The sequence below is a fragment of the Mycobacterium sp. TY815 genome, assembly GCF_030755135.1.
Lineage (GTDB): Bacteria > Actinomycetota > Actinomycetes > Mycobacteriales > Mycobacteriaceae > Mycobacterium.
In genome coordinates this window covers 425,057-450,880 of sequence record NZ_JAUFRX010000002.1, presented here as the reverse complement: position 1 = coordinate 450,880, position 25,824 = coordinate 425,057, and the positions used below count along the sequence as shown (strand labels likewise).

Genomic DNA, 25,824 nt, shown 5'->3' with positions numbered 1-25,824 from the left:
GGCGGACGTGACGGTGCTGCAGCCATCGAATGAGCCACAGGCTAGGCCATCGAGCCGGGCCGGGCGAATGCCGGCGCTTTCCGCCGCTATCGGGAGGGCAGGCGATGGCGACGGCGAGTGAAGCACGGTCCTGGGCGCGTGGCGCCCTGCGCGGCATCGGCGACTCGTTGTACACGCCATTCTGCGGCACTGACGGCGACGACATCGACTGGGATGCGTACCGGACGCTGGTGCGCTACTGCGTCGGCGATCTCGGGCACCCGATGCTGTGGTGTACCAGTGGCCTCGCCGAGTTCTGGGCCTTGACTCTGGATGAACGAAAACGCTTGCTGGAAGTGGCGATCGACGAGGGGCGACGGGCGAATCCCGGTGTCGTCGTCCAGGCCTGTACCGCGGCCACGAGTGCCAAGGATTGCCTGGATCTGACGCTGCACGCTCAGCAGGTGGGGGCCGACATCGCCTACATCCAGACGCCGATGATGGAAGCACACGGTGGCGAGGGCGTGCTGCGCTTCTTTTCCTACATCGCGGCGCGCACGGATATCGCTCTGGGCATGTTCAATTCGCCGTCATCGGGTTACGTGCTGACGGCGTCCGAAAGTGCCCGGATCTATCACGAAATCCCGGCGGTATGCGCCACCAAGGAGGGCGCCTTCCGCCCGGAGAGCAGCCGCCGGCTGCACGACCTTGCGCCCGGTCTGGTGCTCTGGGAGTGCGACCGCACGGTCTACCGGGCCGGATGGCTGCGTGCCGGCATCGTCTGTCCGGCGCAGTTGGGCACCGCCGGCTATCTCTTCGAAACGCCGCAGCGCCGGTTGTTCTCCGAGTACTGGGACCTGGTGATGGCGGACAAGTTGCTCGAGGCGATGGACTACGGCCGGGAGTCGGGTCTGGACCAGTTCGATCTGGACCTCGGCTCGTGGTGGACCTGCTATCCCGGACGTCCGGACTACTTCACCCACTGGGGCGGTGCGTTCAAATATGCGGCATCACTACTGGGGCTGCCGATCGGGTCGTATCCGCATTCGCGCCCGCCCCAGGCGCATCTGCCTGCTGAGGCCAAGTCACAGATCGAGGCCGCCTACCGCCGGCTGGGACTCATCAGCTGACGCGAAAAACATTGCACCCCATTGCATGCCAAAGGCCCGGTCATGTGACCGGGCCTTCCGCATGTTTGACGGCTGCTTACTGGTGAGCCTCTTGGCGGGCCTCCTGGACCTTGGCCTCGCCACGGGCGGCTTCGGCCTGAGCCTCGTACTTGGCGGCGTCACGCTGAGCCTCGGCCTTGTCCTGCTGAGCCTTGCCCTCGTTCACCAGGTCGTCGCGGCCGGCGACCGTGCCGATGACCTCTTTGGCCTTGCCCTTGACGTCCTCGACGACACCCTTGATGGCCTCGGCCGGACCGCTGTTCTCGTTCGCCATGTCGCTCTCCTTTTCGTTTGTTGTCGCTGCAAAGGCTTTTCCCAAATCGAGGGTCAGCGCAAACGAGATGGAGATGTGTCGCTCGTCACGGCGTCAGCCGGCGGCACCGACGGGGTCGTGGCGGCGGCAGCGGTCCGGGCACCCGCGGTGAGCCGACGGCGGGTCCAGAGCGCGAGCGTGACGACCCCGCCGATCACCGACAGCCAGAACAACAGCTGAGTCAGCATCCACGCCAGCTGGGCGCGCAACGCCAATCCGCGCGCCTGCCCTACGCGATGAGCAACTGCTTTTGTGGTGTTCATGGAGTCCTCCCATAGGCCGTGTGTTCTGGCGTAAGCCAGCTATCGATAACCCGGACGCCGGCCTGTCCAAACCCGTCGGATTACCGCCCGGGCATGGTGGGCATACCCGTGCGGATGACTGCGACGCCAATCGTCGCTGTCGAAAGGACTGAAAATGCTCACTCTGGGTGTCATCGGCTGGATCGTGATCGGCGGCCTGGCCGGGTGGATCGGCAGCAAGATCATGAAGACCGACGGGCAGATGGGCCTGGTACTGAACATCGTGGTCGGCATCGTCGGAGGACTGCTGGGCGGTTTCCTGCTGCGCGGCTTCGGTGTCGATGTCGCCGGGGGCGGACTGATGTTCTCGTTCCTCACCTGTCTGCTCGGGGCGGTGATCCTGCTCGGGATCGTCAAGCTCGTCACGGGCCGCCGCGTGTCCCGGTAGTTCGCCGAACATCCTGCTCACAACGACTCGAGGCGCCTGTCGCCCCGCGCGGAATGAAGTACCGATAGGTATACGGTATGGGTGAACATTTCACCGCCATCCCGCGAGGAGTGACTCATGAGCGCAGACGACGCGGAACACGCGGTGCTGTACGAGGCCACGTCAGACGGCGTCGCGATTGTCACGCTCAATCGTCCGGATCGGCTCAACGCGTGGGGCCCCGATATGGCCGGCCCGTTCTACGACGCGGTGGATCGCGCCGAGCGGGACCCGGCGGTCAGGGTGATCGTGGTAACCGGGCGTGGGCGCGCCTTCTGTGCCGGCGCACACCTCGGTGCGCCTGGATCAGCCGGCCGCGTCGGTGAATCGCTGGAAAGCGCGGGCGGCAAGTCCGTCGCGGAGCTGGTAGGTGAGCGGCCCCCGCATTTCGTGACCGAGCTGCGTAAGCCCGTCATCGCGGCCATCAACGGACCCTGCGTCGGCATCGGGCTGACCCAGGCGCTGATGTGCGATGTCCGATTCGCCGCGGCCGGCGCCAAATTCGGCGCCGTGTTCGCGCGCCGCGGCCTGGTTGCCGAGTTCGGTATCTCCTGGATCCTGCCGCGACTAACCGGTTGGGGTGTCGCGCTGGATCTGCTGTTGAGCGGCCGCACGTTCCTGGCCGACGAGGCGCTTCGGCTGGGTCTGGTGAAGGAAGTCGTACCGCCTGAGGACCTCATGACGCGGGTGATGCAGTACGCCGGGGACATCGCCCAATACTGTTCTCCGACAGCGATGGCGGTGATCAAGCGGCAGGCCTATGGCGACGCCTCGCGCGACATCGTCACCGCGACAGCGGATGCCGAGGCGTTGATGTGGGAGGCCCTGCCTCGGCCCGATGTCCGCGAAGGGATCGTCAGTTTCCTGCAAAAGCGGCCGCCGCAATTTCCTTCGCTCACCGACGGGTAGTCGACGCCGAGCGCACCTTAGCTGCGCGGCCGATAGCTGCGTAACGCATTTCACCCGCAGTCGCTGTGGCCTCACCTTGCCCGATGCCATACCCGGTAGGGTATATTCACCAGGGAGCGACGCCGGACGAAGGAGGCAGATATGAGGGCACGGGCGTTTGTGTGTGCGACGGAAGGCCATCGAAACGAAGGCCAAACGACCCTTTCGGCCACTCGGGCCCGGCGCGAGACTCAGTAAAGGCAAGGCCGAAAGACCAGGGGAACCATCATGCTCACCTTTCTCAAGCGAGCCTGGATACCGCTTGTCGTCGTGGTCGCCGTTGCCCTCGGCGGCATCGCGGTGCAGCGACTGCGTGGCGTCTTCGGCTCCGACAAGCTGTTCTCGACCACCGGCAGTGCCGCGGAGACGATCGTGCCCTTCAACCCAAAGACCGTGACCTACGAAGTATTTGGGCCCAGTGACACCACAGGAAGCCTGAGCTATCTGAACAAGGACGCCCAGGCTGAGGAGGCCAGGTTCAGCAGCCTGCCCTGGACGTACACGATCTCGACGACCAATCCGGCCGTCATCGCCAACGTCGTGGCGCAGGGGGACAGCGACCGAATCGGTTGCCGCATCACCGTCAACGGCGATGTCCGGGATGAGCAGTCAGCGACCGGTCATCACGCCCAAACCTTCTGTCTGGTGAAAGCCGCATGAAAACTGACACTGACACCCGCCCGCGCTTCATGCGATTCGTCCGGGCTTTCGCCATTCCGATCATCCTGTTGTGGTTCCTTTTGACCCTTGCCGTCAATCTCCTTGTGCCACCGATTGAATCGGTGGCCCGTACCCATGCGGTGACGATGTCCCCGCAGGACGCACCGGCCATGATCGCCGCCAAGCGCATCGGCGCGACGTTCCACGAATCTGACTCCGACAGCATCGTCATGGTCGTCCTGGAGAGCAAGAAAGACCTCGGTGACCAGGCGCACGCCTACTACGACGGTCTGGTCAAGAAGCTGGCCGCGGACACCAAACACGTTCAGCACGTGCAGAATCTGTGGGGCGACCGCATCACCGCGGCCGGGTCGCAGAGCGGGGACGGCAAGGCCGCCTACGTCCAGATCAATGTGGCCGGCAACCAGGGCAGCACGCTGGGCAACGAGTCCGTTGACGCCGTCCGCAAGATCGTCGATGAGTCGAAGCCGCCCCCGGACATCAAGACATACGTCACCGGTCCGGCGGCGCTGACCACGGACATGAATGAAGCCGCCGACAAGAGCATGTTCAAGATGATGGGCGTGACCGGTGTGGTCATCATGATCATGCTTTTCATCGTCTACCGTTCCGTCGTCACCGTGCTACTGGTTCTGGTGATGGTCGGCTTCGAAATGGGCACGGCCCGAGGCGTCGTCGCGATTCTGGGCAACTACGACCTGCTGGGCTTCTCCACGTTCGTGGTGGCTATGCTCTCGTCATTGGCGATCGCGGCCGGGACGGACTACGCAATCTTCCTGATCGGGCGCTACCAGGAGGCGCGGCAAGCCGGGCAAGACCGGGAAACCGCCTACTACACGATGTTTCGCGGTACCTATCACGTCATTCTGGGCTCCGGGCTGACGATCGCCGGCGCATCCTTCTGTCTGCACTTTGCGCGGTTGTCCTACTTCAAGGCTCTCGGCATCCCGTCGGCAGTGGGATTGCTCGTGGTGATCGCCGGTGCATTGACCGCGGCGCCGGCCGTCGTCGCGGTCGCGACCCGATTCGGACTGCTCGATCCCAAGCGGATGATCAAGACGCGGGGATGGCGCCGGATGGGGACGGCAACCGTTCGCTGGCCCGGGCCGATTTTCGTCGCATCACTGCTCATCGCCCTCGTCGGCCTGCTCGTGGTGCCGACCATGTCGATCAGCTACAACGACCGCTACTACATCCCGTCCGGTCTGCCGTCGAACGTCGGATACAACGCCGCGGAAAAGCATTTCAGCGCGGCCCGGCTCAACCCCGACATCCTGATGATCGAGGGTGATCACGATATGCGGAACTCGAGCGACATGATCATCCTGGACCGGATCGCCAAGGACATCTTCCGGACCCCCGGAATCGCCCGGGTGCAGAGCATCACCAGGCCGCTGGGCGGACCGATCGAGCACAGTTCGATTCCCTTCCAGGTCAGCATGCAGTCGCTGCCGATCCAGCAGAACCTGCAGTTCATGAAGGACCGGATGGCCGACATGCTCACGATGAGCGACGATCTCGGCGTCATGATCGCCTCGATGCAGCGCATGCAGGGGCTGGTGAACCAGATGAGCGGCACGACGCACCACATGGTCGGCGACATGGGCACGATGAAGGCCACCCTGGACGAGATGAGGGACCATCTCGCCGACTTCGACGATTTCGCCAGGCCGTTCCGCAGTTATTTGTATTGGGAACAGCACTGTTTCAACATTCCAGCCTGCTGGGCGGCGAAATCGGTGTTCGAGGCGATCGACGGTGTGGACAAGTTCAGCGAGGACATGACCACCCTGCTGGGCGACATGCACAACATCGACGCCCTGCTGCCCAGGATGGCCGCCGAATTTCCTCCGATCATCGCGGTGGCACAGTCGATGCAGGGCACGCTGCTCACGCTGCACAGCAGCTTCTCCGGGCTGGTCACTCAGATGTCACGGATGACCGACACCGCAAGCGCGATGGGCCAGGCCTTCGACTCGTCCAAGGCCGACGACTACTTCTATCTGCCGCCCGAGGCATTCGACAACCCGGACTTCCAGCGGGGCCTGAAGCTGTTCTTGTCGCCCGACGGGAAAGCGGCGCGGTTCATCATCACCCACGACACCGACCCGGCGACGCCCAAAGGCATCGCGGCCGTCAAACCCGAGCTCAACGCCGCGCACGAAGCGGTGAAGGGCACGCCGCTGGCCAATGCCAAGTTCTACCTCACCGGCACCGCCGCGGTGTACAACGATATCCAGACCGGCTCCCAGTTCGACCTGCTGATCGTCGGAATAGCCGCTCTGACATTGATATTCGTCGTGATGGTGGTGATCACACGGGCCCTGGTCGCCTCGCTGGTGATCGTCGGCACGGTGCTGCTGTCGCTGGGCGCCGCGTTCGGGCTGTCCGTCCTGGTGTGGCAGCACATCCTCGGTCTGGAGCTCAACTGGATCGCACCGGTGTTCGGCCTGATCATCCTGCTGGCAGTCGGCTCCGACTACAACCTGTTGCTGGTCTCCCGATTCCAGGAGGAGATCGGCGCGGGTCTGCGGACCGGGATCATCCGCTCGATGGGTGAAACGGGCGGCGTCGTCACCGCCGCGGGCCTGGTGTTCGCGTTCACCATGATGTCCATGGCTGCCAGCGACCTGAGTTCCATCGGCCAGGCCGGCACCACAATCGGGCTCGGCCTGTTGTTCGACACGTTGATCGTGCGCTCCCTGATGACACCGTCGATCGCCGCTCTGCTCGGCAGGTGGTTCTGGTGGCCGCTCAAGGTGCGGCCCCGCCCCGCCAGCTACATGCTGCGGCCCTTCGGTCCGCGCCGGCTGGTGCGCTCGCTGCTGTTGGGCGAAGAAGCCGATGCGCCCCGGCCGGCAGAACGCCGCGAGGAGAAGGTGGGGGCCGGCGTCTGACGGGGCGAAACCCTCAGACGCCGCGAAAGACGCCGCTACCGGAGTCAGGCAAGCGACTCCAAAGTCAGTGGGCGCGAATGATCCTCATCATTCTCAGATTGATGCGGGCGAAACGCCACAATTGCACGAAGGGGTTTCGGCGCCTGCGCAGTGTCGAATCGGTAGGAAGCGGGGCATCGGCAATGCGTTCGGCGGTCAGCACATTGACCTCCGAGTCCATGTCTTTCACGGGAGCACCTTTCACTCGGGGATCAGCCACCAGAACGGCCGTGCCTTCGCCTTGTAAATGAACAGGTAGTGCAACAATGCCTTGATCCAATGTCCTGCCAGGCCGAGTTCGCCTGAGGTGCCGGCGATGTCGCGCCCCGTCTGCGGATACTTGGCCGGATCGGGCACGACGGGGAACATGGTCATCGCAGCCGCTGATCCCTCGCGTAATCCGGTGCCTGCCGATGCGACGCATGCGGCGCCCATACTCGCCATCGAGGCGCGGTGCGCGGGAGCCGCGGCCCCGTTGTCGATACGATCCCGAATCGTTGCGGCCACCGTCTTGGCCATCACACCCGATGGCATGCCGGTGCGCGGCGGGCTGGGAGTGATGACGGTACCGTTGCGGCTCTTCCGCGGCTTCGAGATCGGGTGTGGCGGCGCGAAAGCGATCCCCGGCGCAAATATGTTGGGATAGGCCGTTGACTCGTAGGTGTGCGGCCAGTCCTCGGCGCTCCACTCGTCAAAAGGCTTGCCGGAGTAGTCGGCGTCCACTTTCAGGAAGCCGGACGGAGCGAACAGCAACGACGTGATGTCGTTGCCCTCTCTGTCATAGGCGGCCAGGCTGGCGCCCCTGAAAGGGGGCAGCAGCATGGCGAAGTCGAAGTCCAGGTCATGCTCTGTGCCGTCGAGCTGCTCATATCGCAGCTTGCCGTCCATCACCTCGTGCACGGCTGCCTGGGTGATCGCCTTGACACCGCGCTCACGGAACAACGACTCGGTCCATAGGCGGCTGGACTGCACAAAGCCCTTCTCGACGAAGCTCATGCCGCCCACGCCGAAGTCGCCAAGCTCGTATTCGTTTGTCAAATAGACGATTTCGGCCAGGTCGCGAACCCCGGCGGTACGCAGGGTGTGTTCTACATTGAAGGCGTATTCGAACGCTGCGCCCTCGCACGTGCAGGTGCCGTGCCCGACTCCGATGACCAGGCGTTGCTGATGGCCGGCCTTCAGTTTGGCGATGACCTCATCGAGGGCCTTCGCCGCCTCAGTGGCGTGGGCCGCGGTACAGACTGAATAAGAATGTCCCTGCGGTCCAAGACCAGGGGTTGCCGCGAAATTAAGCTGGGGCCCGGTGGCGTTGACGAGATAGTCGTAGGTGAGATTGCCGATCTCGCCCTGGCGCGCCCGGTCGGTATAGGTGAAGTCCACCGATGGCATCGACTGCTCGCCCTTGCCCTCTGGATAGATCGCCGTCGCGAGACCTTGATGAAAGACGATTCCCTTGCGCCGATAGATCGGCTGCAGGGGGATGAGCACCTTTGAGGCATCCATCCTGCCGACCCCAACCCAGATGTTCGACGGGATCCAGTTCCAATCGGCATTCGGGGAGATTACGACGACTTCGTGCTTGCGGTTCAGCCATCGGCGGAGATGCAGCGCGGCAGTGTGTCCCGCGATGCCGGCGCCGAGGATGAGGACTCGTGCCATATTTCGCTCCCTCTCTGCAAAGACCCCCAACGCTCAGCGGGCGTGGACGCTCGTTGAGAGTATACCCCGTAGGGTATACGAACGGCGACCCCCGGCGAGCGGCCTATTGCCAGAGTGGCCCGTGTTGGTGCGGCGTTCCTAGGGTCGAATGACCTTTATCGGCGGAACTCGGGCGCGCCCCGCACGACGTCGCTGTGCGGGAATACCCCTCGGGGTATAACGGTTTCAGTAGGTACGAGCGGCCTGGCTGTTCCAGGATCCCCTGGACCGGCTCGCTGCCAGAGATAAGGAAGAGCAATGACCGTCAAATCCCTCACCGCCACCGACTTCGAGGCAACGATCGTCGACAATTCGATTGTGCTGGTTGACTTCTGGGCCCCGTGGTGCGGACCGTGTCGTGCGTTCGCGCCGGTGTTCGAGCGGTCCGCGCAGAAGCACGCCGACGTCGTGCACGCCAAGGTCGACACTGACGCCGAGCGTGAGCTGGCCGGCACGGTCGGTATCCGGTCGGTGCCCACCATCATGGCGTTCCGGGATGGGATCCTCGTTTACAGCCAGGCCGGGGCGATGCCGCCCGCCGTCCTGGAGGACTTGATCACCAAGGTCCGGGGCCTGGATATGGACGCGGTGCGCGCCAAGATCGCACAGCGTAAGGCCGGGGCGAACGCATAATCGGCCGGGTCAGGCAATGGCGCCGGCGTCTTTGAGGGCGGCGATGCGGTCCCAGTCCATCCCGATCTCCATAAGGACGATTTCGGTGTGCTCGGAGGCTTGTGGTGCCCGGGTGGTTTGCAGCGGCTCGTGGTTGAACTGAACCGGTCCGCGTACCACTTTGAATGGCGCTCCGCCGCTGGCCACTTCGACCTCTGAGATCATGTCGTTGGCGAGCGCCTGCTCGTCCTGGGCCAGGTCGAGCAGGCTCTGGAACGGCGCCCACTGACCCTTCATGGTCTTCAGGTGCTGTCGCCAGTACGCGAACGGTTTGGCGGCGAACGCGTCGGCGATGAGCTTGCCGGCCGCATCGGCATTCTGTATCAGGGGCAGCACTTCGGAGAAGCGAGGATCGTTGGCCGCCTCCGGAATTCCGAGATGCTCGAAGGTATCCCGGATCAGCCCGGTCGGGCTGATGATGCAGAGGTTGATGGTGCCGCCGTCGGAGGTCAGGTAGTTGCCCATGAACGGGTTGACCGAGGGGGCGAGAGATCCGGGCATGGGTGTGCGCATCACCTCTCCGGCCTCCATGCCCTGGGTGACGCTCGCACCTGCCGCCCACCACGCGGTGCTCAGCAATGACACGTCGAGCTCGACAGCTTCGCCGGTGCGTTCCCGGTGCAGCAGTGCCGCCGAGATGCCCCCGGCGATGAACATCCCCCCGATGGAGTCGCCGAACGCCGGAATGCCTTGCCCCAGCGCGCCACCCAGTTCCGCGGGGGTCAGGGCGTAGCCCACGCCGCTGCGGGTCCAGAAGGCCGTGCCGTCATACCCGCCGGTGTGCCGTTCGGGCCCCTTGTCGCCATACGCCGACCCGCGCGCGTAGATGATGCCGGGATTCGCCGCGCGGATGTGCTCCACGTCGAACTTGTTCTTCTGGCGCTGCGCGGGAAGGTAGTTGGTGAGAAAGACGTCGGAAACCTTGGCTAATTCGTAGAGCACTTCCTGACCGCCCGGTGTGGCCACGTCGATACCGACGCTGCGTTTGCCGCGGTTGGGGTGCTCCATCAGGGGATGGCGGTCCGGGTTGATCTGGATGCCGCCCATATTGAGGAAGCCACGCTGGGTGTCTCCGCGCAGGGGGTGTTCGACCTTGATGACGTCGGCTCCCCAGTCGGCGAGGATCGCTCCCGCCGCCGGGACGAAGGTGAACTGCGCGACCTCGAGGACCCGAATGCCCTCCATCACCCTGATCATCGGCGGACCTCTTTCCCTGGGCGGCGTCGAACGTGAGACCTACTGTAGTCAGTACGGTATAGGGCTACGCATTCCCGGGCTGTCGCTGCGCCGCGCAGGCGTCCGTGAAGTGATCTCCGAGAGGCGTCTGATCAGGCATTCTTCTGACTTCCGACGGTCTCGGCGGTCATTGCAGAAAGCAGTACCGATAGGTATACAGTATGTACTGGGCGGCCGCGCGTCGGCGGGTCACGCAGCTTACTGGGGAAGGACGTCCACGATGGCAACGCTGGGCTACCAGGCGATCGACGTCGACAATCACTACTACGAACCGATCGACTCGTTCACCCGCCACCTGCCGAAGGAGTTCAAGCGACGCGGCGTGCAGATGCTGCGGGACGGCAAACGAACCTGGGCGGTGATCGGCGAACGCATCAACCAGTTCATCCCCAACCCGACCTTCGACCCGATCATCGAACCGGGCTGCCTGGACTTGCTGTTCCGCGGCGAGATTCCCGACGGCGTCGACCCGGCCTCGCTGATGAAGGTCGACCGGCTGGAAAACCATCCGGAGTATCAGAATCGCGAGGCCCGGGTGCGCGTGATGGACACCCAGAATCTCGAGACGGTCTTCATGTTGCCGACCTTCGCCTGTGGCGTCGAGGAAGCCCTCAAAGGCGACATCGACGCCACCATGGCCTCGGTGCACGCATTCAACCAATGGCTGGACGAGGACTGGGGATTCGATCGTCCCGATCACCGCATCATCTCCGCGCCGATCATCTCCCTGGCCGACCCCGAGATGGCCATCCAGGAGGTCGAATTCGTGCTCGGCCGAGGTGCCAAGATGGTGCTGGTCCGGCCGGCTCCGGTGCCTGGCCGAGTCAAGCCCCGCTCGCTCGGGGACCCGGTGCATGACCCGGTCTGGGCCCGGCTGGCCGAGGCCGGCGTTCCCGTCGGGTTCCACCTCAGCGACAGCGGCTATCTGGCCATCAACGCGCTGTGGGGCGGCAAGGCCACCTTCGAGGGATTCGGTAAGAAGGACCCGCTCGACCAGGTGCTGCTGGACGACCGCGCGATCCACGACACGATGGCCTCGATGATCGTGCACCAGGTCTTCACCCGGCACCCCACGCTGAAGGTCGCGAGCATCGAGAATGGCTCGTACTTCGTCTACCGGCTGATCAAGCGGCTGAAGAAGGCGGCCAACACCGCGCCGTACCACTTCAAGGCCGACCCGGTTGAGCAGCTGAGGAACAATGTCTGGATCGCGCCGTACTACGAGGACGACGTGAAGCTGCTCGCCGAGACGATCGGCGTGGACAAGATTCTGTTCGGCTCGGACTGGCCACACGGAGAGGGCCTGGCCGATCCCATGTCGTTCACCGCCGACATCCCGCAGTTTCCCGAGTTCAGTACCGAGGACACCCGGAAAGTGATGCGCGACAACGCCCTTGATCTGCTGGGCGCGAGCGTCACGGTGTAACACGCACGATGAGCGAATGGACCATCGGAGCGGTACTGGATGCGGTCGCCGACGCCGTGCCTGATCGGCTGATGACCGTCTGCGGCACCCGGCGAAGCACATTCGCCGAATCCGCCGACCGAACCCGCCGAGTAGCCAACTACCTGGCCGGCAACGGTTTCGGCGCGCACGCCGAACGTGCTGCGCTGGGCAACTGGGAATGCGGGCAAGACCGGGTCGCGCTGGTCATGCACAACGACCTCTACCCCGACATGGTCATCGCCTGCCTGAAAGCGCGGGTGGTACCGGTCAACGTCAACCACTACTACACCCCACGCGAAGTGGCCGACCTGCTGGCCTACGTCAGGCCGCGCGGCGTCATCTACCACCGATCTCTCGGTGCGAAGTTCGCCGATGTGCTGCCCGGCGCAGACCTGCTGCTGTCGATCGACGACGGCCGCAATGCCCCCCAGCTCGCCGGCGCGGTATCACTCGAAGACGCGATGGCACAGGGCGATTCCGACCACACCAGCACACCGTCACCGGACGACCTGCTGATGATCTGCACCGGCGGTACCACCGGCCGGCCCAAAGGGGTGTTGTGGCGGCAGGCGGACATGTACGTCGCGTCGATGAATGGAGACGACCACGAGGGCGTGGCCGAGATTCACCAGCGGGCGCGACGGGCCGGGGCGCCCTGGTTTGCGGTGTCCCCGCTGATGCACGCCGCGGGGATGTGGACCGCCTTCTCGGCCATCCTGTCCGGGCAGACGGCCGTCCTGTACGACACCCGCCAGAAGTTCGATCCCGCCGCGGTGCTCGAGGTCGCCGAACGCGAGAAGGTCGGCTTGATGACCATGGTGGGCGATGCCTACGCGGCGCCACTGGTGGAGGAGCTCGGCCGGCGCAGCTACGACCTGTCGGCCCTGTTCGCGATCGGCACCGGCGGGGCGGCCACCAACGTCAAACATCAACAAGCGCTGTTGAAGTATCTCCCGCACATCACGCTGATCAACGGATACGGCTCGTCCGAAACGGGAAACATGGGTTTCGGGCACAGCCGCCAGGGTGCTCAAACCGACACCTTCACGATCCGGACCGGTGGCCTGGTGCTGTCGGAGGATTACCGGCGCTTCCTCGAGCCGGGCGAACCGCAGATCGGCTGGGTGGCCCGCACCGGCCGTATCCCGTTGGGCTACTTCGCCGACGAGGCCGCGACCGCAAAGACATTCCCGGTCGTCGACGGGCAGCGGGTGGTGATTTCAGGCGACCGTGCTTCGCTGGAGGCCGACGGCACGTTGCGGTTGTTCGGCCGGGATTCGCTGGTGATCAACACTGGCGGCGAGAAGGTGTTCGTCGAGGAGGTCGAGGAGGTGCTGCGAGCACACCCGGCCGTCGCCGATGCCTTGGTAGTGGGCCGCGCCAGCCAGCGGTGGGGACAGGAAGTGGTCGCGCTGGTCGAGCCCCGGGATGTGGGCGAGCTGGACACGGCCGCGCTGCAAACGCACTGCGCCGCCGAGTTGGCGGGGTTCAAAGTTCCCAAGATGTTTCTCGTGGTAGATCGCATCCGTCGGCTCGGTAACGGCAAGGCCGATTACCGATGGGCCACCTGCCACGCCGAAAACTCAAGCACCGCAAGGACATCCCGCCAATGACGCCACCTGACCCACGGCCGGTGATCGACTGTCTCGTCAATGTGCACTTCGGTGAAACCGAAGCCCAGCCCGAGTTCATGAACAGGGTGCGCGACGACTACTTCAAAGGTCCGCAGTCGATGTTCGACCCCGTCGACCTCGGCGCGTTGCTCGATGAGATGGACGAACACGGGGTGCGCAAGGCCATTCTGATGGACAACCTTGCCAAACCCTCGGTCACCGCACGCAAGTTCACCGAAGAGCGGCCGGATCGATTCGCTCTCGCGATGGGCGGGATGAACCTGCTGCGTCCGGTCAAGTCGTTGCGGGAGTTGACCGCCGTGGCAGCCGACCTACCGGTGGCCTACGCGGTGGTGGGCCCCAGCTTCTGGGCCGACGGCCAGTATCCGCCCAGTGATGCGGTGTACTACCCGCTGTACGCCAAGTGCGCCGAGATCGAACTGCCGTTGTGCGTCAACACGGGTCTGCCCGGACCGCCCATCCCCGGCGAAGTGCAGAACCCGATTCACCTGGACCGGGTGTGTGTGCGTTTTCCGGAGCTGAAGCTGTGCATGATCCACGGCGCCGACCCGTGGTGGGACATTGCGATACGGATGCTGATCAAGTACCGCAACCTGCGGCTGATGACCTCGGCGTGGTCACCGAAGCGGTTGCCGGACAGCCTAATTCACTACATGCGCACCCGCGGTCCCGACAAGGTCATCTTCGCCTCCGACTGGCCGGTACTGCGCCAGCACCGCGTCGTGCCCGAGGCCAAAGCGCTGGACCTGCCGGCCGAGGTCCTCGACAACTACCTTCACAACAACGCCAACGAGTTCTTCTTCGGCGCCGGAAAGGATCAGGAGCGGTAACGAATGGATCGCTACGAATTACGCCGGATCGACTACAGCCTGACCGAGGATCACAAGGCCCTGCAATCGGCCTACCGACAGCTGCTGGACACCCATTGCCCCATCGAGACCGTCTGGGCCGCGCAGGAGACGGGATTCGACAAGAGCCTCTGGGAGCGGTTGTGCGCGATGGGCGCCAGCTCGATGGCGGTAGGGGAGCACGCGGGCGGTGACGGGGCGACCCTGGTGGATCTGGCGTTGGTCGCCGAGGAACTGGGGCGGGCACTGGCACCCGTGCCGTGGATCGATCACGTCTGCGCGGCGCGCCTCGCCGAACGGCTCGGTGCGGTGACATCGGACGCGGTCGACGGCAACCGGATTCTCGGCCTGGATATCGCCCCGGAACCCGCGACCGGCCGGCGTGTTGTCCCGTCCGCCGCGGTTGCCGATGGTGTGATCGTGCGTGCCGGTGACGACATCCTGCTGCTGAGTTTCGCCACCCGCCCCGAGCGGGTGCCCAATCTCGGCCAGCTGCCGATGGCCTGGGTGGATCCCGATACTGCCGATTCGCGCACGGTTCTGGGTACGGGCCCGCAGGCCGTCGCCGCGTACCGTCTTGCCGTCGACGAATGGCGGGTGCTGACCGCCGCGGCACTGACCGGTCTGGTCGAGCAGACGATGACGATCGCGGCCGAGTTCGCCAAGACGCGTTACACCCTGGGAGTGCCCATCTCGACGCTGCAGGCGATTTCGCATCCGCTGGCGAACATGGCGATCGCCGTCCAGGGCGGCCGCAACCTGGCGCGGCGCGCCGCATGGTTTCTCGACAACGAGCCCGACGAGCGGCCCGAATTGCCCGGGTGCGCATTCGTGTTCATGGCCGAAGAAGCGCCCAAAGCGGCGACCATGGCGGTGCACATCCAGGGCGGTCTCGGGGTATCGGTGGAAGCCGCCGCGACGGCGTATCTGGTCCGGGCCCGGGGGTGGGCACTGGCCGGAGGAGACCCCGGTCTGACGGCAAAACAGGTGGGGCGCATGGTTGCCGAGCGGGAAAGCGCGTAATCGCAATGGATTTCAGCCTTGTTGATCTCAACGACGATGACCGGGCCTTTCTCGCCGAGGCCCGTGCGTTCCTCGCCGAACACGTCACCGACGAGGTTCGCCGGCGTGACCGGGAAACCGGCGACAACTTCGACGAGGGCGTGCATTTGGCCTTCGGCGCGGCCGGATATCTGGAGAAAGAGTGGACGCCGTTGTCCGCAGGCGGCTTCACCCGGGTGCGCCGTCGCATCTGGGAGTTGGAGAAGCGGCGCGTGCATACCCCGTGGGTGACCTGGGGCACCACGGCGATGGTGGCGCGCGCCGTCGCCGCCTTCGGTAAACCCGAACTCGTCGAGGAGGTGATGCCGAAGGTGTTCACCGGCGAGGTGCGCATGTGCCTGGGGTACACCGAACCTGAGGGCGGCTCGGACATTGCAACGTGCAAGACCCGCGCCGTGCGCGACGGCGATCAATGGGTGATAAACGGCTCCAAGATGTTCACCACCGGCGCCCACAACTGTCAGTATGTCTTCCTCATCACCAACACCGACCCCGGTGCGCGAAAGCACAAGAGTCTGACCATGTTTCTGGTCCCCCTCGACCTGCCCGGCATCGAGATCCAGGGCATCCGCACAGTCGACGGCGACCGGACCAACATCGTGTACTACAGCGATGTCCGGGTCGACGAGAAGTATCTGCTCGGCGAGGTCAACGGGGGGTGGACGGTATTGCGGGGACCTCTGGACGCCGAGCACGGTGCCGTCGCCGCGGCACCGGACGGGTTGCAGGACGTGGCGATCATGCAGCATCAGACCGGGTTCATGTCTGCGGCCCTCGATGCCGTGGCAGCCCGGGTGGGACAGCCGGATGCGAGCGGGGTACCACCGATCGACGACGGGTCGGTCGCATATCGGCTGGGGCGCAGCGCGGCTCGGTTGGAGGCGGCGCTGTCGACGCCGAGCATTTTCGGCCGGGTCGCTCAGGCGCAGACTATGCGCGACATCGGGCCGGACCTGATGGATGTCGCCGGCCCGGCGTCGGTGCTGCCCATCGAGACCGACGGTGCCGCCGACAATGGGACCTCGGAATACCTGTACCGCTTTGCTCCACTGGCCGGGATATACGGCGGCACGCTGGAGGTGTTCCGCAACATGATCGCCCAGCACGTGCTGGGCCTCGGCAAGCCGGCCTACTCAGCACCCGTGGGTTAGGTATGCCAAGTGGGGCTCTGCCCGGACTCCCACTTCGCTTCCAGCGACTTCGTGACGGTGGTGCCGCTTGCCAGGTTGACCCGGAACCGGGTGCGATACGCGTTCTGAGGCAGAATCATTCGCCTCCGCCCCGGGTGCGGCGCAGCCGGCGCCCGCGCCTGATGTCTTTGCGCGCGGCGGCTTCTTTCTTCGCCAGGGCACGAGTGTCTTTGGGCGGCAACTGCAATTCGTGTTCGGCCTCGATCCCGGCCTGCAGCTGCCGTCCCCGTTCGAGTTCGGCGTCGAGTTCAGCACCGAACAACAGCGCGAGATTGGTGATCCACAGCCACAGCAGGAATACGATCACGCCGCTCAGCGCGCCGTACGTCTTGTCGTAACTTCCGAAATGGCTGACGTAGGAACCGAATCCGACTGACGCGGCGGCCCAGACCACAATCGCCACCCCGGCCCCGACGCTGATCCAGCGAAACCTGGGCTGGCGGACGTTGGGTGTTGCGTAGTAGAGGATCGCCACCACGAGCGTGACGATCGCCAGTATGGCGGGCCACTTCGCGATCGACCAGGCCGTCTGGGCGGCGCTGCCCAAGCCGAACGCGCTGCCGACCGCCCCGGTGACCGGGCCGCTGATCACCAGCATGAAGGCCACCGCCGCAGCCAGCACCAGGCCGGCGAACGTCAGTCCCAACTGCAGCGGACGCAGCTTCCATACCGGGCGGCCCTCGCCGATCTCGTACACGCGGTTCATCGCGCGCCCGAAGGCGCCGACATATCCCGACGCCGACCACAGCGCCGCCAGCGCGCTGAACACCAGTGCCAGACCGGCCGAGGGGTTGTCGACCACCTGCGCAATGGGCTGGCGCAGCATGTCCACCGCCGACGCGGGCGCCATACCGGCGACCACTTCGAGCAGGGCGTCGGTGGTACGGCGCCCTTGACCGACCACGCCGAGTAACGAAACCAGCACCAGGAGCGCCGGAAACAGTGAGAGCACCGCGTAGTAGGTGAGTCCGGCGGCGAGGTCGAGACATTGATCCTTGCTGAACTCGTACGCGGTCTTGCGCAGCACGAACAACCACGACGCCCTGGTCAGGTCGTCCGGAGAATCGGGTTTACGCGGGTCGTCGGGATCGAGCGCGCATTTGCGCTCGTCATCGGCGTCGGGTCGGGCCATACTTTCCGGTTCCCGCCGACGCGCCGGTCCACACCCGGCGCGGGCAATTGACGCGCGCCGTACCAAGAATCGCCCAAGAATCCTCCAAGGCCACCTTCGCAGCATTGAGGTCAGGCCACCGCTGACGCGGCGGCGAAGGGGAGGGATATCGATGTCCACCGACGTCACGCGAGTAAGCCGAGCCGGCGATCCCGTGAAGGGCCGGTTGCTCGGCTATTGCGCGGCATTGGCGTTCAATGCGGGTCTGGTGAACGCTGTGGCGCTCATGATCTTGGCGGTGCCGGTCGGCAACCTCACCGGGGTGACCACTCAGCTCGGCATGGACACCGCCAACCCGTGGCGTTACGAGAGCCACGTATTGCTCGCCATCCTGTCGGGGTTCCTGGTGGGCTCGGCAGTTGCTGGCGCGTTGCTGTCCTCCGACCGGGCCACGCTGGGCGCGCGTCATGCCACGGTGCTGACGATGCAGGCGACACTGCTGTTACTGGCCGCCGCCGGAGTGGAAGCAACCGCGATGGACACGGGAATACAGGCCATGTTGGCGGCAACGGCCCTCGGTCTGCAAAACGGCCTCACCTCGAGCTTCCGCGGAATGGCCGTGCGCACCACGCATTTCACCGGCACCATCACCGACCTCGGGCTGATGATCGGGCGCAGCCGCACGCACGGCATCGACAGGTGGAAGGCCGCGATTCTGGGCGTCACGCTGTTGCTGTTCCTGGGCGGCGGCGTGGCAGGGATTCTGGCCGGCGCGCGATTCGGCGGATACGCGCTGCTGATACCCGCCGCGATCTGCCTGGCGCTGGGCACCGCGTACCTAGTGCAGAACCGCTACAGCGGCGCTGCGATCACGGAGGGCGCACCGCAGCCCGCAGGAGGAAACTAGGCAACATGGCTCGCTCACAGGGGTAAATTTCCCACCCTTTCGGCAGGTAACCCGCCGGATTCCTGCCGAGCAGCCGCAAACTCGCACGCGAGTGCGGGTTTCGGTGCGAGTTTGTGTCTGCTCGGCTTCCGGCGGGCACTTGTTTTCTATACTGTAAGTGTTACCGGACGCACCTCAGGTTGCCGGAGCAGGCGGAAGACGAGGAGTTCATGACCGCTGCCACGGTGGTATTCGACCCGTTCTCCGAAGACTTCTTCACCAGTCCCTACCAGACGTACCGCCGGATGCGCGACGAAGCGCCCGTCTACTACAGCCGGCAGTACGACTTCTACGCGCTGACCCGCCACGAAGACGTCGCCGCGGCATTCAAGGACTACCAGACCTATTCGTCGGCATACGGCGTTGACCTCGCTCAGGTGCGCACGGGGCACGTGACCGAGCACGGCTCGATCATTGCGATGGATCCGCCCGAGCACCGCCGCATGCGCGGTCTGCTCAACAAGGTGTTCACGCCGCGGGCCATCCAGGCGTTGCGGCCGCTGGTGACTCGGGTGGTCGACACGTATCTGGCCGCGGTGGATCCGGCTCACTTCGACTTCGTCCAGGATTTCTCGGCGCTCTTTCCGGTCGACGTGATGACCACGTTGCAGGGAGTGCCGGAGCGGGACCGGCAGCAGATCCGACTGTGGATCGACGATCTCTTGCACCGCGGTCCGGGTGAGGTCGAGATGGGCGAGAGCGGGCAGAAGTCCGCCGTCGACATGGCCGTCTACTACTACCGGCTCACCAAACAGCGTCGCGAAAAACTGGGCGACGATCTGTTGAGCAGGCTGATCGTGGCAGAGATCGAACGCGACAACGGCGAGACGGGCCACCTGACGAACATCGAGATCACAGAATTCGCAACGTTATTGGGAGGTGCCGGGGCCGAGACCGTCACCAAGCTGATCGGCAACGCCGCCGTGGTGTTCGCGAAGTTTCCGGACCAGTGGCAGAAGTTGCTCGATGATCGCTCCAAGATCCCACTCGCGGTGGAGGAACTGCTGCGTTACGAGGCACCAGCACAGTACAACGTCCGGCGTTCAACCCGCGACGTCATGCTGCACGGCGCGACCATCCCGGCCGGCAAACCGGTCTTCCTGGTGGGTGCCTCGGCCAACCGGGATCCGTTGGCGTGGAAGGATCCCGACACATTCGAGATCGATCGCGACCGCACCCAGGCGCAGAACCTCGGGCTCGGCTACGGCATCCACAGCTGCCTCGGCGCTGCCCTGGCGCGGCTGGAGAGCACGATCGCCCTGGACCGGATGCTCGACTTCATGCCGCGCTACGAGGTGGACTGGTCAGGGTGCCGGCGCGTCAACATGCAGAACGTGGCCGGCTGGAGCCACGTACCGGTCCGGGTCCTGGATTAGCCGTCGCGGCGCCAGACCAGGGTGCTGTGTATGGCGCCCTGGTCCGTGGTCTGGCGGGCCGACAGTGTCAACCGGTCATCCTCGACCCGCGCGTGCCGAATCTGCGGCTCTAGCAACAGTTCCGGCATCGTCGCGATGATGACGTGGTGGGTGACGGTTGCTGCCGCTTCGTCGACCTCGAATCGCCCTCCGTAGGAGACGAATTCGCCGGTGCCCGGCGTCAGCTGCGCGGACATGTGGCCATCGGTGGTGTACAGGATGAGGCCGGAGGGATGCTCGCCGAACGGGTACCGGACGGGACCGGTGCCGTCACGGCGCGAGACGAAGGACTCCAGCAGCCAGCCGCCCGGCAGCGCCTGTCGCAGAGTCATGGATTCAGTGCCTGCTCGCGCGCCCACCGGTAGTCGGCCTTGCCCGAGGGGCTGCGCTCGATCACGCTGCGGAACACGACCGCTTTGGGCAACTTGTACCGAGCCAGTGACTGGCCGGCGTGGGCCACCAGTTCCTGAGCCTCGACGCTGGCTCCTTCGGCCAGGGCGACGACCGCGACCACCTCCTGGCCCCACCGCTCGCTCGGGCGGCCGGCGACCACCACGTCGGCGACCGCCGGGTGCGAGGCGATCGCGGTCTCGACCTCCTCGGCGAAGATCTTCTCGCCGCCGGAGTTGATGGTGACCGAGTCCCGTCCCAGTAACTCGATGTGGCCGCCCTCGTGATGGCGGGCGCGATCGCCGGGGACGGCGTAGCGCACACCGTCGATCACCGGGAAGGTCGCAGCCGTCTTCGCGGCATCGCCCTTGTAACCCAACGGCACATAACCTCGCTGGGCCAGCCAGCCGATGCCGTCGTGGCCTGGTGCGAGGAGCGTCGAAAAGTCCTCGGCCGCAACGAAAGTGTCCGGTCCGGCGGTAAATGTGCCGGTCGACACCGCGCCCGAGGTGGACATGTGGTGCATCTGGGCACCGGTCTCAGAGGACCCGACGCCGTCGACGATCATGGCGTTGGGCAGCGCGTCGATCAGGCGCTGCTTGACGTAGGGCGTCAGCAGGGCGCCGCCGTTGGCGACGACGAACAGCGACGACACGTCGGCGATCCCCTTCTCGATCGCGGCGACCAACGGGCGGGCGATTGCGTCACCGACCACCGACACCACGGCCACGCGCTCGCGCTCGATGGTGCGCACCACGTCGTCGGCATCCAGATGGTCGACCACCGTGGGGAACACGATCGTCTGCCCGGTCGTCACGGCCATCATCACGGTCCACTGCGCGGCGCCGTGGATCAGCGGCGGCAACACCATGACCTTGGTGCCGGGACCGGCGCTCACCCGCGTCACGATCTCCTCGACAGAAGTCACGAACTGTCCGGTCATCAGGTCGCGGCCGCCGAAGGAGGTCATGAAGATGTCGTGCTGGCGCCACAGCACGCCCTTCGGCATTCCGGTGGTGCCGCCCGTGTAGAGCACGTACAGGTCATCGGGCGAGTGCTGCACCGGCGGTGGGTCGGCGGGCTCCGCCACGATGCTCTCGTAATCGACTGCCCCGTCCAGCAGTTCGTTGCCCGAGTCATCGGCGATCTGGATCAGCACCCGCAGATTCGGCAGATCGGGCAGCACCTCGGCCACCTGCGGAGCGAAGGCCGCGTGGTAGAGCAACGCGGTCGCCCCGGAGTCCGCCAGCAGGTACTGCAGCTCCTTCTTGACGTAGCGGTAGTTGACGTTGAACGGAGCGACCCGCGCCGCGAAGCTGCCGAATAGCGCCTCGACGAACTCGTTGCCGTTGTAGGCGTACAGGCCCAGCAGGTCCTGGCCGGCCTCGTGGCCGGGGAGCTCGGAGCGTTCGGTGTGGCAGCCCAGGCCGCGCGAGTGCAGGTAGGCGGCCAGCCGGTTGGACCGTTCGACGATCTGGGCGTAGGTGAAGCGCTTGTCGCCCTGGACCACCAGTTCGCGGTCGGGAATAGCGGCGGCAATGGCCGCCGCGACAGCGGGCACAGTGAATTCAGGCACGTGAGTCCTTCCTGCCGAGCAGTCGCAGAATCGCACACGCGGGCCCCGACGGGTGCGATTTTGTGTCTGCTCGCGCCGTTACGGTTGGTGGGGGAGCAGGCGGACCATCAGGCCGGTGGCCTCGGTGAGTACCGCACCATCGGAGCTTGTCATGCTGGCGGTGATGAACACCTTCCGGCCCTCGATTCGGTCGATGTGCCCATGCGCGGTCAGCGGTTCGTCGATCGGGGTGACCTTGCGGTAGTCGACGTGCAGGTAGGCCGTCCGGGTCGGACGGATGTCGGCACCGGTGACCACCATGCCGAACAGCCAGTCGTAGAACAGCGGGATCATGCCGCCGTGCACCGCGTGGTTCCCGCCCACATGGGACTGGGTGAAGTGTCCCTGCATGACGACTTCGTCGGAGCCCATCGTGGTCAGCGTCCACGGTGGCATCAGCGGATGGCCCAGGCCCGGGATTTCCAGGACGCGGCCGGCCGGCACCTCGATCTCGGGCACGCGATGGGATTCCAGTACGGCACAGGCGCTTTCGAGATGATCGCTGGCGGCGTCCCACGCCGCGGCGTCGGGTTTGGTCGACACCGTCAGGTCCTGCAGCCGGCGCAGGGCGGTGATGTAGCGCTCCAGCCCCGGCGGCGCCTCGAGGGGCCGGACATCGGGGAAACCACCCCGGATCTCGCTGGTCGTGTCTGTCATGGTGTCCTTAAGTTCGTAGTTGCAGTTACTTCGTGTTGTTACGTTGTGCTGTGACCCGGGTGGGCCGGGTGAGGCTGTCATGTTGTTGTCGGCCCGTGGGTGCGGCTTGAAAGGACTGGCCGCCCGGTCTGCTTGGACTTCTCTGGCCGCTGATTGAGATCTGCGATGTGATCGCTTGTTTAAGGACATGCTGGCGGGGTCGTCCGTGGGGATCATGTTGGGCAACAAGCGAAGAGGAGGTTCGATGGCGGCGAGCCAGTTGTGGGCTGGTGTGGATGTCGGCAAGGAACACCATTGGGTGTGCGTGGTCGACGATAAGGGCGCCGTGGTGCTCTCGCGCAAGCTCGCCAACGATGAGCAATCGATTCGCGAGCTGATCGCCGAGATCGAAGGGGTGGCCGGACAGGTGGCCTGGACGGTGGATTTGACCACGGTGTACGCCAGCCTGCTGTTGACGGTGCTGGCTGACGCCGGCAAGTCGGTGCGCTACCTCGCCGGCCGTGCGGTCTGGCAAGCCTCGGTGACCTACCGCGGCGGCGAAGCCAAGACCGACGCCAAGGACGCCCGGGTGATCGCCGACCAATCGCGGATGCGTGGTGCTGATCTGCCGATCCTGCATCCTGACGACGACCTGATCACCGAACTGCGCATGCTCACCGCCCATCGTGCGGATCTGGTGGCCGACCGCACCCGCACCATCAACCGGCTGCGCCAGCAACTCATCGCGGTGTGCCCGGCCTTGGAGCGGGCCGCTCAGATCACCCAGGATCGCGGGTGGGTGGTGCTGCTCTCGCGCTATCAAAGACCGAAAGTGATTCGTCAGAAGGGGCTTTCGCGGCTGACCCGGATACTGGCCGATGCCGGGGTCCGCAACGCAGCCGCGATCGCTGCGGCGGCGGTCACCGCCGCCAAGTCTCAGACGGTGCGCCTGCCCGGCGAAGAGGTCGCTGCCGCCCTGGTCGCCGAATTGGCCCAGGGGGTGATCGCCCTCGATGACCGCATCAAGACCACCGATACCGACATCGAGGGCCGATTTCGCCGCCATCCGCTCGCTGAGGTGATCACCAGCCTGCCCGGCATGGGCTTTCGGCTCGGTGCAGAATTCCTCGCCGCCGTAGGCGATCCCGCGCTGATCGGATCGGCCGACCAACTCGCCGCCTGGGCCGGACTGGCCCCGGTATCCAAAGACTCCGGAAAACGCACCGGACGACTGCACACCCCCAAGCGCTACAGCCGTCGACTCCGCCGCGTCATGTACATGTCCGCACTGACCGCGATCCGCTGCGACCCCGACTCCAAGGCCTACTACCGGCGCAAGAGAGACGAAGGCAAACGAGCGATCCCGGCCACAATCTGCCTGGCCCGACGCCGCACCAACGTCTTCTACGCACTCATCCGCGACAACCGCACCTGGCAACCCGACTCACCACCCATCACTGAATCGGCGGCTTGACTTCTTCATTGAGAGTCCCTTCAGCCCAGGCCTCGAGCAACGTGTCGGTGGTGGTGATGGTGGCGAGCAGCGACAGCGAATTGGCGATGACCGCGTCGGCGTAGTCGGCAGGGATGCCGGCGACGGCGTCGCGCGGTACCACGACCCGGTAGGCCGCGTTCACCGCGTCCATCACCAGGTTGGGGATCGCGATATTGAGCGAGACGCCTACTGCCACAATGGTGGTCACACCCAGGTTGCGCAGCACCGCGTCCAGATCGGTACCGCCCATCGGCCCGACACCGTGCCACCGGCTCAGCGTCAGATCGGTTGGCTCAGGACCTAATTCGGGCAGCAGAGCGGCACCAGGTGTGCCGGGCGCGAGGTCGACGGTACCGCCGCTCATCGCGAAGATCCTGGCGTTGTGATTGGAGCCGAGTCCGTCCGGTCGCCGCCGCACCAGACAGTGCACGACGTGCGCTCCGGCGGCGCGGGCGGCGGGCAGCAGTCGCACGATGTTGGGCAAAGCGACGCGGCGGGCCTCGGCCGCCAGCAAGGGCAGTCCGGCATCGGGGCCGATCACCGCGCCCTGGCACTCCTGGGTGACGACGGCGGTGTGCCCGGGTGCCACCAGCTGGGCGAGCGCGGGCTTCATGCGGACGCGTTCATCGTGCCGCGAGGTGGCACGTCGTAGAACTGCTGAGCCCACTTGCGCAGTGCCATATACCCTTTCGCATCGGTCTTGGAGAGCGCCGGATGCTCGACGTACTTCTGGTAGCGCCAGATCTCCAGATCGTCGAACACGGTGGACAGGAACTGCTTCTCGATCAGCTCGCGCAGCTTGCCCTGCGGCACCTCGCCGGTGTCGCCCGGGGTCCGCGGCCACCAGATGGAATAGAACAGGTCCGAGCATTCGTCGTCCACCGGCGTGCAGGTGAAGATCAGGCGATGATTCTGGGCACCCTCGAACACGCTGATCGCTCCGCCGAGGCCGAACAGGTGGCTGTGGAAACGTAGCGCGAGATCGTCGGGGTTGTCGCTGCGGGCGTCGGGCCAGCCGGCGACGAACCGCCATTCGTGTTCGGCGATCGTCCAGTCCAGCACCCGCGGTGTCACCGAGGCGTGGTGCACGTACTCGAAATGAGCGCTGTCTGGTGCGTTCTCCGCCACGATCTGGGGGTGCACCGGTTCGCGCTCGGCGCGCCGGGAGAACTCCGGGTACGCCCGGTAGTAGGCGGCCGGGTCCGTCTCGAACTGCGGGAACTTGCCGAAGATGTCCGGCATCGTCCATTGCGGGTCGCCGCCGAGCGGGTGGTGCCACAGGAAGACGCATTCGTACTGCTCGGTGACCGGATAGGTCCGCAGCGTCAACGCCTTGTTGGGCCGGTCCGGCTGGTAGGGGATATAGCGGTTGGTGCCGTCGGGTCCCCAGCGCCAGCCGTGGAAGGGGCATTGCACGCAGTCGCCGACCACCGTGCCGCCGTGGCCGAGGTGTGCGCCGAGGTGCTTGCAGTGCGCTTCGAGCACGTGCAGTTCGCCGGACTCGTCGCGGTAGGCAACCAGGTCTTCGCCGAAGTAGTGCAGCGGCCGGACTTCGCCGGCCGGAAACTCCGGCGACCAGCCGATCATGAACCAACCGGTGACCTTCCAGGTGAACGGAACCTGCAAGCCGGACACCTCCCGCCGTCTGATACTAAATTCGTTACAGTATAGATT

Annotated in this window: 26 protein-coding genes; 14 read left to right on the top strand and 12 right to left on the bottom strand. The window is 65.3% G+C overall.

Annotated elements, in window-relative coordinates; translation table 11 throughout:
* Positions 1 to 104 precede the first annotated feature (104 nt).
* Positions 105 to 1,109 (top strand): dihydrodipicolinate synthase family protein, encoded by a 1,005-nt coding sequence (locus QXK92_RS21670; RefSeq protein WP_306245097.1) that lies wholly within the window; start codon positions 105 to 107, stop codon positions 1,107 to 1,109.
* A 76-nt stretch (positions 1,110 to 1,185) separates the two neighbouring features.
* On the opposite strand, the gene QXK92_RS21665 is transcribed toward QXK92_RS21670, so the two are convergent.
* Both QXK92_RS21665 and QXK92_RS21660 read right to left on the bottom strand, forming a co-directional pair.
* On the bottom strand, positions 1,186 to 1,422 hold the full coding sequence (locus tag QXK92_RS21665; RefSeq protein WP_306245095.1) for a CsbD family protein: 237 nt from the start codon (positions 1,420 to 1,422) through the stop codon (positions 1,186 to 1,188).
* Between the two features lie 53 nt (positions 1,423 to 1,475).
* A complete protein-coding gene (locus tag QXK92_RS21660) occupies positions 1,476 to 1,724 on the bottom strand; it encodes a hypothetical protein (RefSeq protein ID WP_306245092.1) in 249 nt (82 codons plus the stop codon).
* A 154-nt stretch (positions 1,725 to 1,878) separates the two neighbouring features.
* Here QXK92_RS21660 and QXK92_RS21655 point away from each other — a divergent pair, with 154 nt between their 5' ends.
* The 4 genes from QXK92_RS21655 (at position 1,879) to QXK92_RS21640 (ending at position 6,716) form a co-directional block, all read left to right on the top strand.
* A complete protein-coding gene (locus tag QXK92_RS21655) occupies positions 1,879 to 2,151 on the top strand; it encodes a GlsB/YeaQ/YmgE family stress response membrane protein (RefSeq protein WP_306245090.1) in 273 nt (90 codons plus the stop codon).
* A gap of 117 nt (positions 2,152 to 2,268) precedes the next feature.
* Positions 2,269 to 3,099 carry an enoyl-CoA hydratase gene (locus QXK92_RS21650; protein ID WP_306245088.1) on the top strand — a complete coding sequence of 277 codons (831 nt, stop codon included), beginning with the start codon at positions 2,269 to 2,271 and terminating at the stop codon, positions 3,097 to 3,099.
* A gap of 267 nt (positions 3,100 to 3,366) precedes the next feature.
* Positions 3,367 to 3,798 (top strand): MmpS family transport accessory protein, encoded by a 432-nt coding sequence (locus tag QXK92_RS21645; RefSeq protein ID WP_306245086.1) that lies wholly within the window; start codon positions 3,367 to 3,369, stop codon positions 3,796 to 3,798.
* Positions 3,795 to 6,716 carry an RND family transporter gene (locus tag QXK92_RS21640; RefSeq protein WP_306245084.1) on the top strand — a complete coding sequence of 974 codons (2,922 nt, stop codon included), beginning with the start codon at positions 3,795 to 3,797 and terminating at the stop codon, positions 6,714 to 6,716. The genes QXK92_RS21645 and QXK92_RS21640 overlap by 4 nt, the downstream gene beginning before the upstream one ends.
* Before the next feature lie 64 nt (positions 6,717 to 6,780).
* Here the strand turns inward: QXK92_RS21640 and QXK92_RS21635 are convergent, their stop codons facing one another.
* A complete protein-coding gene (locus QXK92_RS21635; protein ID WP_306245082.1) occupies positions 6,781 to 6,936 on the bottom strand; it encodes a hypothetical protein in 156 nt (51 codons plus the stop codon).
* A 20-nt stretch (positions 6,937 to 6,956) separates the two neighbouring features.
* The gene (locus tag QXK92_RS21630; RefSeq protein WP_306245080.1) at positions 6,957 to 8,414 is read right to left on the bottom strand and encodes an NAD(P)/FAD-dependent oxidoreductase; all 1,458 of its coding nucleotides are present in this window, start codon (positions 8,412 to 8,414) and stop codon (positions 6,957 to 6,959) included.
* Positions 8,415 to 8,711: 297 nt separating this feature from the next.
* Between QXK92_RS21630 and trxA the strand changes: the two genes are divergently transcribed.
* The gene (gene trxA / locus QXK92_RS21625) at positions 8,712 to 9,086 is read left to right on the top strand and encodes a thioredoxin (RefSeq protein ID WP_306245078.1); all 375 of its coding nucleotides are present in this window, start codon (positions 8,712 to 8,714) and stop codon (positions 9,084 to 9,086) included.
* A gap of 9 nt (positions 9,087 to 9,095) precedes the next feature.
* Here trxA and QXK92_RS21620 read toward each other — a convergent pair whose 3' ends face one another.
* Positions 9,096 to 10,310, bottom strand: coding sequence for a CaiB/BaiF CoA-transferase family protein (locus tag QXK92_RS21620; protein ID WP_306246394.1), 1,215 nt, complete (start codon positions 10,308 to 10,310; stop codon positions 9,096 to 9,098).
* Positions 10,311 to 10,581: 271 nt separating this feature from the next.
* Between QXK92_RS21620 and QXK92_RS21615 the strand changes: the two genes are divergently transcribed.
* Genes QXK92_RS21615 through QXK92_RS21595 form a run of 5 tightly spaced genes read left to right on the top strand, consistent with a single transcriptional unit; the run spans position 10,582 to position 16,503 of the window.
* Entirely contained in the window at positions 10,582 to 11,787 is a 1,206-nt protein-coding gene (locus tag QXK92_RS21615; RefSeq protein WP_306245076.1) for an amidohydrolase family protein, read from the top strand.
* 8 nt (positions 11,788 to 11,795) lie between these two features.
* Positions 11,796 to 13,421, top strand: a complete 1,626-nt coding sequence (locus QXK92_RS21610) for an acyl-CoA synthetase (RefSeq protein ID WP_306245074.1) — start codon at positions 11,796 to 11,798, stop codon at positions 13,419 to 13,421.
* Complete coding sequence (locus tag QXK92_RS21605; protein WP_306245072.1) at positions 13,418 to 14,272, top strand: amidohydrolase family protein; 855 nt, start codon at positions 13,418 to 13,420, stop codon at positions 14,270 to 14,272. Before QXK92_RS21610 ends, QXK92_RS21605 begins: the two co-directional genes overlap by 4 nt.
* A 3-nt stretch (positions 14,273 to 14,275) precedes the next feature.
* Complete coding sequence (locus tag QXK92_RS21600; protein WP_306245070.1) at positions 14,276 to 15,313, top strand: acyl-CoA dehydrogenase family protein; 1,038 nt, start codon at positions 14,276 to 14,278, stop codon at positions 15,311 to 15,313.
* A gap of 5 nt (positions 15,314 to 15,318) precedes the next feature.
* Positions 15,319 to 16,503 (top strand): acyl-CoA dehydrogenase family protein, encoded by a 1,185-nt coding sequence (locus tag QXK92_RS21595; RefSeq protein ID WP_306245067.1) that lies wholly within the window; start codon positions 15,319 to 15,321, stop codon positions 16,501 to 16,503.
* Here the strand turns inward: QXK92_RS21595 and QXK92_RS21590 are convergent.
* Positions 16,500 to 16,622, bottom strand: coding sequence for a hypothetical protein (locus QXK92_RS21590; RefSeq protein WP_306245065.1), 123 nt, complete (start codon positions 16,620 to 16,622; stop codon positions 16,500 to 16,502). The two genes, QXK92_RS21595 and QXK92_RS21590, sit on opposite strands and share 4 nt — an antisense overlap.
* Positions 16,619 to 17,674, bottom strand: a complete 1,056-nt coding sequence (locus tag QXK92_RS21585) for a YihY/virulence factor BrkB family protein (protein ID WP_306245063.1) — start codon at positions 17,672 to 17,674, stop codon at positions 16,619 to 16,621. The genes QXK92_RS21590 and QXK92_RS21585 overlap by 4 nt, the downstream gene beginning before the upstream one ends.
* A 151-nt stretch (positions 17,675 to 17,825) precedes the next feature.
* Here QXK92_RS21585 and QXK92_RS21580 point away from each other — a divergent pair, with 151 nt between their 5' ends.
* Both QXK92_RS21580 and QXK92_RS21575 read left to right on the top strand, forming a co-directional pair.
* Entirely contained in the window at positions 17,826 to 18,560 is a 735-nt protein-coding gene (locus tag QXK92_RS21580; protein WP_306245061.1) for a YoaK family protein, read from the top strand.
* A gap of 209 nt (positions 18,561 to 18,769) precedes the next feature.
* A complete protein-coding gene (locus tag QXK92_RS21575; protein ID WP_306245059.1) occupies positions 18,770 to 19,975 on the top strand; it encodes a cytochrome P450 in 1,206 nt (401 codons plus the stop codon).
* On the opposite strand, the gene QXK92_RS21570 is transcribed toward QXK92_RS21575, so the two are convergent.
* From QXK92_RS21570 to QXK92_RS21560, 3 genes are all read right to left on the bottom strand, one after another.
* The gene (locus QXK92_RS21570; protein ID WP_306245057.1) at positions 19,972 to 20,346 is read right to left on the bottom strand and encodes a lipocalin-like domain-containing protein; all 375 of its coding nucleotides are present in this window, start codon (positions 20,344 to 20,346) and stop codon (positions 19,972 to 19,974) included. The two genes, QXK92_RS21575 and QXK92_RS21570, sit on opposite strands and share 4 nt — an antisense overlap.
* Positions 20,343 to 21,980: an acyl-CoA synthetase gene (locus tag QXK92_RS21565; RefSeq protein WP_306245055.1), complete on the bottom strand. Its 1,638-nt coding sequence runs from the start codon at positions 21,978 to 21,980 to the stop codon at positions 20,343 to 20,345. The genes QXK92_RS21570 and QXK92_RS21565 overlap by 4 nt, the downstream gene beginning before the upstream one ends.
* Before the next feature lie 78 nt (positions 21,981 to 22,058).
* Entirely contained in the window at positions 22,059 to 22,676 is a 618-nt protein-coding gene (locus tag QXK92_RS21560) for a PaaI family thioesterase (protein WP_306245052.1), read from the bottom strand.
* A 244-nt stretch (positions 22,677 to 22,920) separates the two neighbouring features.
* Here QXK92_RS21560 and QXK92_RS21555 point away from each other — a divergent pair, with 244 nt between their 5' ends.
* Positions 22,921 to 24,129, top strand: coding sequence for an IS110 family transposase (locus QXK92_RS21555; protein ID WP_306240110.1), 1,209 nt, complete (start codon positions 22,921 to 22,923; stop codon positions 24,127 to 24,129).
* Here the strand turns inward: QXK92_RS21555 and QXK92_RS21550 are convergent.
* Together QXK92_RS21550 and QXK92_RS21545 are read right to left on the bottom strand one after the other, a co-directional pair.
* Complete coding sequence (locus QXK92_RS21550; protein WP_306245050.1) at positions 24,110 to 24,763, bottom strand: cysteine hydrolase; 654 nt, start codon at positions 24,761 to 24,763, stop codon at positions 24,110 to 24,112. The genes QXK92_RS21555 and QXK92_RS21550 overlap by 20 nt on opposite strands.
* Positions 24,760 to 25,776 carry a Rieske 2Fe-2S domain-containing protein gene (locus QXK92_RS21545; RefSeq protein ID WP_306245048.1) on the bottom strand — a complete coding sequence of 339 codons (1,017 nt, stop codon included), beginning with the start codon at positions 25,774 to 25,776 and terminating at the stop codon, positions 24,760 to 24,762. The genes QXK92_RS21550 and QXK92_RS21545 overlap by 4 nt, the downstream gene beginning before the upstream one ends.
* Positions 25,777 to 25,824: the final 48 nt, after the last annotated feature.